The organism is Clavibacter sp. MX14-G9D (genome assembly GCF_032917815.1).
GTDB classification, from domain to species: domain Bacteria; phylum Actinomycetota; class Actinomycetes; order Actinomycetales; family Microbacteriaceae; genus Clavibacter; species Clavibacter michiganensis_K.
Genome location: NZ_JAVCVL010000071.1, coordinates 1 through 12,000 on the forward strand (window position 1 = coordinate 1; position 12,000 = coordinate 12,000).

Below are 12,000 nucleotides of genomic sequence, written 5' to 3' on the forward strand. Positions count from 1 at the left end.
GACGGCGCGGATGCGCCCCAGCGCCTCCACCCGGCCCGCCTGCGCGGGCGACGCCGCGTCCCAGGCGGCGCTGAGCGCGCACCACGCCTCCGTCCACGCGAGGACGGCGTCGACGTCCCGTCCCGTCTCCTCCGCCACCACGCGGGCGCGGCGGGCGAGCCGACCGGGCCGCAGGGCGACGGCGGGCGTCGGGTTGCAGAGGACGTTGGCCGTGTCGAAGCCGGGGTCGCCCACGAGCGCCTTGGGGTCGATGGCCCGCCAGGTCGCCGCCTCGTCGTCCCGGGCGTCCGCGCCCTCCCCGGGGAACCGGAGCACGTTGCCGTGGTGCACGTCGCCGTGCAGCACCGCCGCGGGGCCGGAGGCGGATCCGGCGAGGAGCTCGCGGGCGATCCCCGCGCCGCGGTCCAGGGAGCGCGGCAGCGGGCGGACCGGGTCGAGGAGCTCGCGGAACCAGGCGTCGAGCGGCACCGCGTCGGCGACGGCCCGCGGGTCGAGCGCGACGCCGTGGAGGCGCACGGCGGCACGCGCGAGGATCCGCGTCGCCCGGTCGTCGCGCGCGTCCGCGTCGGCGCCGGTCGCGTCGGGCCCGGTCGCGGACGCCTCCCGCTCGAGGATCCCGGGGTCGTCCGCGCGCGCCATGAGCAGGGTCCCGTCGGGATCGGCGGCCAGCACCGGCGCGGCGCCGCGTCCGGCCCACGCGGCCATCAGGCGACCGCCCCGCCGCTCCTCCTCGACCGTCGGGACCTTGAGCACCAGGCGGGAGCCGTCGCGACGCACGGGGGCGACCACGCTGCTGGGCGTCCGGAGGAGAGGGCCGTCCGGCTCCAGCCGCCAGCGCGCCAGGAGCGGGGCGAGGTCCGGTTCGGCCGCGGGATCCATCAGAGCCGGATGGAGAGCGGGACGCCCGTGAGCGCCATGATGCCGACGACGGCGCCGATCACGCCGACCCCGAGGAGCACGAGAACCGCGGCGAGCGAGACGCGCGACCGCTCGTACCAGGGGAGGATCCCGCGCCGGCTGCCGCGGAGCTCCGCCATGGTCAGCACCTTCGCCTGCTCTGTGAGCGGGAGGTCGAGGCCGGCCGCCATCGAGCGCATGGTCAGGAGGTCGTACACGTGGCCGCTGAGGCGCAGCAGGAGGCGGCCGTCGACGTCCGTGACGAACAGGCGCGGCTGCGTGTCGAGGGTCAGCCCCTGGTAGACGTGCACCACGAGGAGGCCGTGCACGGCGGTGCGGGCCACGCGCGTCCGGCGCCCCAGGAAGCGCGACTCCACGTCGCCCGTCGCGAGGGTGATGCGCACGTAGGAGGTGAGGTAGAGCACGGCGAGGAGGGAGCCGAGCAGCACGACCACGGCGACGCCGAGGATCACGGCCGCCGCGTTGCCGGTCGGGATCGCGAGCACCAGGAGGGCCGCGCCGAGCGGCACTACGAGCGCGAGCGTCGCGAGGCCGAGCTGGCGCAGGAGCGCGCGGCGGGGGCGGATGAGGGTGGTGAGGCCGTCGCCGCCGTCGACCGGGCGCAGGGGGGAGGCGGGGGCCGGGTCGCCGTCGTGGTGCACGTCGCCTCCGGTCGTCGTCCGGCGCCGTCCTCGCGCCCGTGGCCGCCCGGCACGCCGCCCGTCGCGGGCGGTGGCGCCCGCGACGCGGGAGGGACGACCGGTCCAGCCTAGGTGCGCGCACCTCGACGCGACGTGGGCGCCATGGGGGACAGCTGCGCCCGGTCGGGGTACAACCGGACGCGGATCCGCGCATCAGCGGGCACCGCGGCCGGCGCGACCCGGGACGACGAGAGCCCCGCCGGACCGCGGTCCGTCGGGGCTCTTATCTCGTCTGGCGGAGGATAGGGGATTCGAACCCCTGAGGGCTTTCACCCAACACGCTTTCCAAGCGTGCGCCATAGGCCACTAGGCGAATCCTCCATGACGCGTGCCGTCGGCGTCAGGAACGCGCGGCGGCACCCGTCGATACTACCTGCCCGAGAGCAGCCTCGATGCACCCGGTGTGTCGAGGAGCCCGGCGAGGGCCCGACGCGAGGGCGCGCCGAGCTTCGCGCGCGCCTGGTAGAGGTGCGACTCGACGGTGCGGACGGACAGGAAGAGCCGTCCGGCGATCTCCCGGTTGCTGAGGCCCTGCGCCGCGAGCACGCCGATCTCGAGCTCCCGCCGCGTCAGCATGCTGACGTCGAGGGTGGGGCTCGCGGACGCCGTCGCGGCGGCGGGCGTGCCGCGGTCGATGCGGGCCTGGATGCGCGCGAGGGCCGCCCGCGCGGAGGCGAGCGCCGGTCCGGCGTCGTCGGAGGCGAGCATCCGCAGCAGCTCCTCGCAGGCGGTGCGGGCCTCCTGGTGCAGCCCGGCCTCCTCGAGCGTGCGGACCCCCTGCTCGACCAGGGCGGCGTCGCCCGTGCGGGAGCCCTCCACCACCTCGGCCATGCCGTGCAGCGCGGGGACGTCCGTGCGGTCCCGCACCCGGCGGGCGCCGTCGAGGAGCCGCGGTTCGGTGGATCCGAGCATCCAGGCCCGGAACAGGATGCCGGCGCGCAGCGCGTACGCGTCCCCGCTGAGCTCGCCCAGGTCGAGCAGCAGGGCGGCGGCCTCGTCGGGCCGGCCGCGCGCGGCGATGATCTCCACCCGCACGCCCTCGGCGAGCAGGCGCTGGTAGGGGAATCGCGGGTCGGCGCGGTGCGCGATGTCCGCGGCGATGCGCTCGGCCTCGTCGGTGCGTCCGCGCAGCGCCAGCACGCGGGCGCGCTGCATGCCGATCCACAGCCGCCAGGTTCCGGTGTCGGGGCCGACGAGCCGGTCGTCGGCGATGCTCAGCTCGGCCTCGGCGCGGTCCAGCCGCCCGAGGTCGAGGGCGACGCCGCCCGTGATGGCCCCGAGCACGGGGATGAACCACTGCGCGTCCTGCGCGATCGCCGACTCCACCCACGTGTCGAGCTCCCGCTCGAGGTCGGGGAGGTCGAGGCGGCAGAGGCGTCGGCTGAAGGCGCTCGCCGAGAGCAGCTCCAGGCGCGCCTCCTCGAGCAGGATGTCGTCGTAGGTCCCGCGGCACGCGGACCGGGTGGACACGAGCCGGAGGCCCGCGTCGATCTCCACGCCGAGCTCGGCACCGCGGCCCAGATGGCCGAGCGCGAGGACGATCGTCCGCTGGGCGCGGATGCGGACGCGGGGGTTCCCGGCGAGCGCGCCGGCCTCCCGGGCGGCCGTCAGCGCCGCCTCCCACTCCATGGTGCCGAGCGCCATGACGGCGCCGATGACCGTCGCCTGCGCGCGCACGTCGTCGTCGTCGCGGGGGTCCTGGCCGTGGGCGAGGCCCTCCAGCACGCGGCGCATGCGCTCGGTGCCCGGGAGCGCGGCGCGGGTGGTCAGCACGCGCCACCGGAGCACCTCGACGCGCTCGGCGGGCGTGAGGCCCGTCTGGTCCAGCGCCTCGAGGAGGTCCATGGCGCGTCCGGGGTTGCCGAGGACCACGAGCGCCCGCGCGGTCTCGCAGGCCGCGTACGCCGGCGATCCGCCGTCGGCGGCGATCTCCGCGAACGCGAGCGCGTCGTGGGTCATGCCCACGTCGTTCGCGAGCCGGGCCGCGACCAGGTGCACGGCGGCGAGGAGCGGGGCGCCGAAGCGCTCGACCGCCTCGCGCCGTCCGGACTCGGTGAGCGTGCGCGCGATGAGCAGGCTCTCCTTGGGGCTGAGCGGCACGCCGTTCGCGGCCTCCTGCATGAGCGCGCGGACGACGCGGCAGGTGAGCACGTCGACGGCGTCGGGATCGGTGCGGGCGAGGGCCGCCTCGGCCTCGAGCAGGTCGGCGCGGAGGATCATGTCCCCCTGGCCCTGGACGCGCGCGAGCCCGCGCGCGCCGAGCACCCGGAGGATCGTCTCGCCGAACAGGCGGGCGGCGCGCTGGTACGGCACGCCGTCCAGCCGGGCCAGCAGGATGAGCGTGCTGCGCTCGTCGTCGCCCAGCATCGACACGCGCGACGACACCAGCTCGAGGATGCGGGCGCGCGGCGCGTGCGGGCTCGGGAACGCGTACCCGGTGACGGTGCGGGCGCTGCCGTCCGCCTCCAGCGCCTCGAAGGTCAGCTCGCGGACGAGGAACGGGCGGCCGGCGCTGCGCCGCTGGATCTGCACCCGCGTGGCCTTGTCGAGCGCCACCGATCCCGCGAGGGAGTCGACCATGGCGTCGACCTCGGCCGTGTCGAGCGGAGCGAGGTCGAGCCGCTCGGCGTATCCGTTCCGCCAGAGCCCCAGCACCTCGGAGGCGGCCTGCGCGATGCGCGCGGCGGCGTCCCCGCCGGCCTCGGCGTCGCGACCGCGGGGGCGGCGGGCGTCGCTGCCCGCGTCGTCGACGGTGACGAGGAGGGTGCAGCGCTCGCGCGCGCGGGCGTCCACCAGGGCGGCGCGCAGGTCGGCGGGCATGAGGTGGGCGTCGTCGATCACGACGATCGGGCGCGCGGCCGGCAGCGGACGCGGCGCGCGGATGCCGGGCACCTGGTCGATGACCCGGCGGAGGACCTCCGCGAGGTCGGGCGTGGACGCGTGGGCGCGGATCACGGTGAGGCCGGCGCGGGTGAGGGAGTCGGCGACGCGGCCGGCGACGTGGCTCCGACCGGACCCGACGCTGCCCGTGACGACGGCACTGGTGCCCGCGATGAGCCAGCGCTCGAGGGTCTCCAGGTCGCGCGCGCGGCTGCCCCGTCCGGCGGAGGTGCTCGCCGGTCGTGCGCTCGCCCGTGGGTAGGTGTGCGTCATCTGCTTCATGTGACCCCCGTCGCGGAAGAGCGGTGGAACGCGCCGCATCCCCCGAGGCTGCGCGGACCCTGAGTTCCCATACTCGCCGGAATACGGGGATCAGGCCAGGCGGACCCACGCTTACTGATCGGATGCGTCACGGAAATAAGTAGTCCGCACTGTGGGGGACACCCGATGCCCCTCCTAGCGTGTTCCACATGTCCGGGCATGGGGATGCTCCGGATGGTGCGCTCCGGCGCACACGTGCGGCGACGCGCGGGCCGACGACGGCTTCGGGTGCCGTCGGGCCGGCGAGGTCGACCGCGGCACGACCCGGGTGCCTCAGCAGCCCGGAAGCGGATGACGGCCCCCTCCGGGGAGGAGGGGACCGTCATCCGGATGGGCGCTCGGGCCCCGTCCGCGGGCGCTAGTAGCGGAGGCCCGCGATGGCCTCGGCGACGGGCTCCTCGCCCGAGACCGCCTCGAACTGGACGCGCACGCCCGTGCCGTCGATGAGCGCGGTCGCCACGATCTCCGCGACGTCCGCGCGGGGGATGGTGCCCCGGCCCGTGGAGGTGCCGACCTGGATCCGGCCGGTCCCGGGCTCGTCGGTGAGGCCGCCCGGGCGGACGATGGTCCAGTCGAGGTCCCGCGCCCGGAGGTCGGCGTCCGCCTCCGACTTGGCGCGCTGGTAGATCTCGTAGGTGTCGTCGCTGTCGGGGTCGAACCCGTCGACCGCCATGGCCGAGATCATCACGTAGCGGCGGACCCCGGCCCGCTCGGCGGCGTCCGCGAGCAGGATCGCGCCGTCGCGGTCGATGGTGAGCTTCCGCTCGGGGCCCGAGTCGGGCCCACCGCCCGCAGCGAAGACCACGGCGTCGGCGCCCTGGAGCGCCTCCGCGACCGCATCCACGTCGCTCTCCTCCAGGTCGAGCACGAGGGCCTCCGCGCCGGCCTCGGCGAGGTCGGCGGAGTGGTCGGGGTTGCGGACGATGCCGACGGGCTGGTGGCCCGCGTCGGCGAGGCGTCGTTCGAGCAGTCGGGCGATCTGGCCGTGTCCTCCGGCGATGACTATGCGCATGGCGTCCACGGTACGCGCGCTTCGTGACCGGTCGCTGGGCGGAGCGGGCCCGACGGCGGGCCGACCGACGGGCCGACTGACGGGCCCGCCGGGTCGGGTACACTCGGTGTCGGCTCCTCGCGTGGTGCCATCCAGGTGAACTCCCCCAGGGCGGAGACGCAGCAAGGGCAGCCGGGCTCTGGCAGGTGCGCGAGGGGTCTTCTCCTTTTAATCGGGCGCGCCTCAGCGCTCCGTGGTGGATCGCGTCGCGGCCCGCGCGGCCCAGGATCCGTCCGGCCGCCGTGCAGGCGACGCCCATAGGCTTGCGGGCATGGCTCGGAGCATCTACATCACGTCCGCCGAAGGGCACTCGGGCAAGTCGACGGTCGCGCTGGGCGTGCTCGACACCCTCACCCACCAGATCCAGCGGGTGGGCGTGTTCCGGCCCATCGCCCGCTCCATCGTGGAGCGCGACTACGTGCTCGAGGCGCTTCTCTCGCACGACGGGGTCGACCTCGACTACGACGAGTGCGTGGGCGTCACCTACGACGACGTGCACGCGGATCCCGAGGCCGCCCTCTCCCGCATCGTGGAGCGCTACAAGGCCGTCGAGGCGAAGTGCGACGCGGTCGTCATCGTCGGCAGCGACTACACCGACGTCGGCAGCCCCACCGAGCTGTCGTTCAACGCGCGGATCGCCGCGAACCTCGGCGCCCCCGTGCTGCTGGTGCTCACCGGACGCCGCTCCGACGAGTCCGGCGGCCGCAGCCCCGACGAGATGCGCCAGATCGCCGACCTCGCCGTCCCCGAGCTCGTCACCGCGCACGCGGGCCTCCTCGGGATCGTCGTCAACCGCGCCGACCCGGACGCCCTCGACGCCATCACCGCCGCCATCCCCGCCGCGATCCCGGCCTCCCTGCAGGCGCGGACCCCGCACGTGCCCGTGTGGGCGATCCCGGAGGACGCGTTCCTCGTGGCGCCGACCGTCGCGGAGCTCCTCGACGCGGTCGACGGCACGCTCGTGAAGGGCGACGCGGCCCTCCTCAGCCGGGAGGCGCTCGGCGTCGTCGTGTCCGCCATGTCGATGGAGAACGTGCTCGCCCGCCTCACCGAGGGCGCGATCGTCGTGATCCCCGGCGACCGCAGCGAGGTGCTCCTCGGCGTCCTCACCGCGCACGCCTCCGAGACGTTCCCCACGGTCGCGGGCATCGTCCTCAACGGAGGCTTCGCCCTGTCGCCCACCATCGAGACGCTCGTCTCGGGCCTCGACCAGACCCTGCCCATCATCTCCACGGAGCTCGGGACCTACGAGACGGCCAAGCGGATCACGCAGACCCGCGGCCGGCTCTCTCCCGAGTCCGCCCGGAAGATGGACATCGCGCTCGCCGCGTTCGAGCAGCACGTGGACACCTCCCGCCTGCTCGAGCTCCTCGACGTCAGCCGCTCCGACGTGGTCACGCCGCTCATGTTCGAGTTCGGCCTCATCGAGCGCGCGCGGACGGCGGGCAAGCGCATCGTGCTGCCCGAGGGCACCGACGACCGGGTGCTCCGCGCCGCGGGCACCATCCTCAGCCGCGGCATCGCCGAGGTCACGATCCTCGGCGAGGAGATCGAGGTGCGCTCGCGGGCCATCGGGCTCGGCATCGACATCGGCCGTGCCACCGTCCTCAGCCCCTTCGACGCCGTGCTCCGCGAGCGCTTCGCGGAGGAGTACGTGCGCCTCCGCGCCCACAAGGGCATGGTGCTCGACATCGCGCGCGAGACCGTCACCGACGTCTCCTACTTCGGCACGATGATGGTGCAGCTCGGGCTCGCCGACGGCATGGTCTCCGGTGCCGCGCACACGACAGCGCACACCATCCGCCCGGGCTTCGAGATCATCAAGACCACGGACGGCGTCTCCGTCGTCTCCAGCGTGTTCCTCATGGCGCTCGCCGACCGCGTCCTCGTCTACGGCGACTGCGCCGTGAACCCGGATCCGACGGCCGACCAGCTCGCCGACATCGCCATCTCCTCCGCCGCGACCGCCGCCCAGTTCGGCATCGAGCCGCGCATCGCGATGCTCTCCTACTCGACGGGGGAGTCCGGTGCCGGAGCCGACGTGGAGAAGGTCCGCCAGGCCACCGCGCGCGTGCGGGAGCTGCGGCCCGACCTCGCGGTCGAGGGGCCCATCCAGTACGACGCGGCGGCGGACGCGGCCGTCGCGGCCACGAAGATGCCCGACTCGCAGGTCGCCGGCCGGGCGACGGTGTTCATCTTCCCGGACCTCAACACCGGCAACAACACGTACAAGGCCGTTCAGCGGTCGGCCGGCGCCGTCGCGATCGGGCCCGTCCTGCAGGGCCTCCGGAAGCCCATCAACGACCTGTCCCGCGGCGCGCTCGTGCAGGACATCGTCAACACCGTCGCCATCACCGCCATCCAGGCCGAGGGGATCGCGGCGGGCTAGGCGCCCGACCCGCTCCGTCCCCGCGCGCCCCGCGCCCCGCAAGCACCGCATCCGCCGCCCCCGTCAGGAGAACCCCGTGCCCGTCGTCCTCGTCGTCAACTCCGGTTCGTCGTCCTTCAAGTACCAGCTCGTCGAGATGGGCACCGAGACCGTCCTCGCGTCGGGGCTCGTGGAGCGCATCGGGGAGGAGAGCGGATCCACCCGGCACAAGGTCGGCGGCGACACGTCCGAGCGAGAGCTGCCCATCGCCGACCACACGGCCGGCTTCCAGGCCATGCTCGACGCGTTCGCCGAGCACGGACCGTCGCTCGACCAGAACCCGCCGGTCGCGGTCGGCCACCGGGTCGTGCACGGCGGGGACGTGTTCGTGGAGCCGACCGTGGTCACCGACCGGGTGAAGGCCGACATCGACGACCTCTCCGCGCTCGCGCCGCTGCACAACCCGGGCGCGCTGCAGGGGATCGAAGCGGCGCAGACCGCGTTCCCCGACGTCCCGCACGTGGCCGTCTTCGACACCGCCTTCCACCAGACCCTGCCCGCCGAGGCGTACACGTACGCGATCGACCGGGAGCTCGCGGCCGCGCACCGCATCCGCCGCTACGGGTTCCACGGCACGAGCCACAAGTTCGTCTCCGAGGCCGCCGCCCGACTGCTGGGGAAGCCGCTCGAGGAGACCCGGATCATCGTGCTGCACCTCGGCAACGGCGCCTCGGCCGCCGCCGTGCAGGGCGGCCGGTCCATCGACACGTCCATGGGCCTCACCCCGCTCGAGGGCCTCGTGATGGGGACCCGCTCCGGCGACATCGACCCCGCGATCCTGTTCCACCTCGCCCGCCACACCGACCTCGGCCTCGACGAGCTCGAGACGCTGCTGAACCGCCGGAGCGGACTGCTCGGACTCACGGGCCTCGGAGACATGCGGGACGTGCAGCGCGCCGCCGCGGACGGCGACGAGGCCGCGCAGACGGCCCTCGGCGTCTACCGGCACCGCATTCGCCACTACGTGGGCGCGTACGCGGCCCAGCTGGGCGGGGTGGATGCGGTCGTCTTCACGGCGGGCGTCGGCGAGAACAACCCGCTCGTGCGCCGCCGCTCGCTGGCGGGCCTCGAGTTCATGGGCATCGCGATCGACGACGACCGCAACGAGCTCATCTCCTCCGAGCCGCGGTACGTGAGCCCCGAGGGCTCGGCCGTCGCCGTGCTCGTGATCCCCACGGACGAGGAGCTGGAGATCGCGCGGCAGTCGCTCGCCGCGACGGCGGGCTGAGCCGCCGCTCCCTCCCCGCCGCTCCTCCTCCGCGGCGCCGCCTCCGAGGCCCGTGATCCTCTCCGGATCACGGGCCTCCTCCGCGTCCCCGGGACACCTGGGGGCCGGTAGCGCCACTGGCTCCACTACTGGTTCCACCACGCAGTACCCATCCCCGGCAGACCAGTGCCCCGCAGGGTTGTCGGCCCATGAGCGCGGATGACACGCTCGTGGGGTCCGGGGGGACTGGTGGGGGCCACCTCTCGGTGATGACGCACGGCCGCGCGCCCTTCGGGCGCTGCTGGCCGGCCATGCAATCGAGGGGATCCAACATGGCACTACACATGCCCAGCCGCAGAAGCAGGCTGGCGACCGCGACGGCCTTCGGGCTGGCCGCGGCCATCGTCGCGTTCGGGGGCACCGTGCCCGCGAACGCCGCGGTGGGCGACACAGCGGAGGCGGAAGGCCGTCTCCTCACGCTCTCCGGCGAGCCGAACCTGTCCGCCATCGCCCAGCTCTCGGGTGCCTACACGGGCTTCCGGCCGGGTGACGCCGTGGATCCGCAGAGGGAGTCGGGCGTCATCGACGCCACCGTCCTCAGCGGGCTCCTGCAGGCGCAGATCGCGGCCGACATCCAGCTCGGCGACATCCTCACCCTCGATCAGGCGGTCGCTGGTGGCGCTGCCAACCAGTACGCGTCGTCAGGAAGCGTCGGCGCGACCGGTGCCGCCGGTGCCGTGACCGACATGGGCGCCATCAACCTCAACGCAGGCTCGGGCGACGTGATCCAGCTGGACCTCGCACCCCTGCTGGGTGAGCTCGGGGCGACGGGCACCGTCTCCGACCTCTCCCTCGGGCTCGGGGCGCTCTCCGCCACGGCGACCGACCCCGGAGCCGGCCAGGTGACGTCCGGCTACAACATCGCATCGGCCGATGCGAACATCACCAGTCCGCTGGTGGGTGCCCTGGGAACGTCCGTGAACAATGGTGTGGGGTCACTCGCCCCGAGCTTGAACACCACCCTGCAACTCCAGCCGCAACTGGCAACGAGCCTGGACAACCTCCTCACGGATCTGCTCGGTCCTCTCCTCGGACGCGCTCTGAGCGTGCAGACCCCGACTGGCACGATCGCGTTGTCGGTGAACACGCAGGCGGCTGTGAACGCTGTGCTCGCGGAGCCGCTCACCAGCGGTGCGGTCACGATCAACGTCGCCCAAGGAACCATCTCGGTCGACCTGGGGCAGATCCTCGACGATCAGCCGGCGAACACTCCGATCGTGCTGGCAGACACCATCGCGCTCGCCGTCGACGACATCCTCACGAACCTGCTTCCTGCAGCCGTGTTGGAGGAGGTTCTGGACTCGACCCGCGTGGTCGTGAACGTCAATGCCGTTGTGAACATCCTCGGTGGCATCCTGCCCAGCAGCGTCGCCATCAGGATCGACACCACTCTGGCGGATCTGCTCGACCCCGCCGCTGTCCTGCCCATCGACGTGTCGGGCACGAGGATCCTCGGTCTTCCCGTAGGTGCCAACATCCTCCAGCCCCTGACCGACCTGGTTGTGAGCGGAGTGCTGCCCTCCCTGCGAACCTCACTCGGCGAAGTGCTCCAGCTCGAGGACGTCACGGCGATCACAACCCCGCTCATCGGTTCTCTTTCACCGGTGCTCGACGTGGTCGGCGAGATCGTGCAGCTCACCGTCAACCGCCAGACGACGACGACCGCGCCTGGCGGTCCGAATGGATTCCAGGATCCAGAAGGGACCTCGACGGCCGGCATCTTCACGGTGACCGCACTCCGCGTCTCCCTCCTCCCGCTCGTGAATGGGCCCGTGATCGACCTCGCATCCGCCTCCGTGCGGGCTGAGGCCGTCGTCGCACCGGCCACCCCGGTCGACATCACGTCGCCGACTCCCGACCAGAACTTCGCATTCGCGGGTGACGCCACGACGGCGGATGTTCCCGTGTCGGGCACGGCCGATGAATCGGCGCCTGTCACCGTCAGCATCGCCGGTCAGCCAACCCAGACGTCTCCTGTCGCCGCAGGTGGCGGGTTCTCGGTCGAGTTCCCAGGCCTCGTCGCGGGCACCTACACGGCGACCGCCTCCCAGACCGTCGGCGGGGTGACGACCACCGACACGGTGACGTTCACCGTCGGTCCGGTCGCGCCGGATGTCGCTCCGGTGACGATCCTCGAGCCCGATGAGGACGAGGTCATCCCGGGCGGCACGCAGGACGTGATCGTGAGCGGCACGGCTGAGCCGGGCGCCACCGTGACGGTGTCGATCCCGGGTGAGACTGACCAGGTCGTGACCGCAGACGATGTGACGGGCGCCTTCGAGGCGACGTTCCCGGCGCTCCCGGCTGACACGTACACGGCGACGGCGACCCAGGTGGTCGGCGGCGTGGAGTCGAGCGACACGGTGACCTTCACCGTGAGCGCTGCGGTCGTGGTCGCTCCGGTGGCGATCCTCGAGCCCGATGAGGACGAGGTGATCGCGGGCGGTACTCAGGA

At 73.5% G+C, this 12,000-nt stretch carries 7 protein-coding genes, 1 tRNA gene and 1 other RNA gene; 4 read left to right on the forward strand and 5 right to left on the reverse strand.

All coding sequences use genetic code 11. From position 1 onward, the window contains the following. The 5 genes from Q6969_RS07870 to Q6969_RS07890 all read right to left on the reverse strand — a co-directional run. Positions 1 to 879, reverse strand: an 879-nt coding sequence (locus Q6969_RS07870) for an aminoglycoside phosphotransferase family protein (protein WP_317229938.1), incomplete at its 3' end; no start/stop codon positions are given. After that, on the reverse strand, positions 879 to 1,559 hold the full coding sequence (locus tag Q6969_RS07875) for a hypothetical protein (RefSeq protein WP_317229939.1): 681 nt from the start codon (positions 1,557 to 1,559) through the stop codon (positions 879 to 881). The genes Q6969_RS07875 and Q6969_RS07870, both read right to left, overlap by 1 nt. A 272-nt stretch (positions 1,560 to 1,831) precedes the next feature. Then, positions 1,832 to 1,919, reverse strand: a tRNA-Ser gene (locus Q6969_RS07880). 48 nt (positions 1,920 to 1,967) lie between these two features. Beyond that, the gene (locus Q6969_RS07885; RefSeq protein ID WP_317229940.1) at positions 1,968 to 4,751 is read right to left on the reverse strand and encodes a LuxR C-terminal-related transcriptional regulator; all 2,784 of its coding nucleotides are present in this window, start codon (positions 4,749 to 4,751) and stop codon (positions 1,968 to 1,970) included. Between the two features lie 406 nt (positions 4,752 to 5,157). Further along, positions 5,158 to 5,811, reverse strand: coding sequence for an SDR family oxidoreductase (locus Q6969_RS07890; protein WP_317229941.1), 654 nt, complete (start codon positions 5,809 to 5,811; stop codon positions 5,158 to 5,160). A 108-nt stretch (positions 5,812 to 5,919) separates the two neighbouring features. On the opposite strand from Q6969_RS07890, the gene ffs reads away from it, so the two are divergent. From ffs to Q6969_RS07910, 4 genes are all read left to right on the forward strand, one after another. Next, positions 5,920 to 6,016: signal recognition particle sRNA small type (ffs, locus tag Q6969_RS07895), an RNA gene on the forward strand. A gap of 105 nt (positions 6,017 to 6,121) precedes the next feature. Continuing rightward, positions 6,122 to 8,239, forward strand: a complete 2,118-nt coding sequence (gene pta / locus Q6969_RS07900; protein WP_317229942.1) for a phosphate acetyltransferase — start codon at positions 6,122 to 6,124, stop codon at positions 8,237 to 8,239. 76 nt (positions 8,240 to 8,315) lie between these two features. Next, the gene (locus Q6969_RS07905) at positions 8,316 to 9,506 is read left to right on the forward strand and encodes an acetate kinase (protein ID WP_317229943.1); all 1,191 of its coding nucleotides are present in this window, start codon (positions 8,316 to 8,318) and stop codon (positions 9,504 to 9,506) included. Positions 9,507 to 9,817: 311 nt separating this feature from the next. After that, on the forward strand, positions 9,818 to 12,000 hold a 2,183-nt coding region (locus Q6969_RS07910), incomplete at its 3' end, for a choice-of-anchor G family protein (protein ID WP_317229944.1).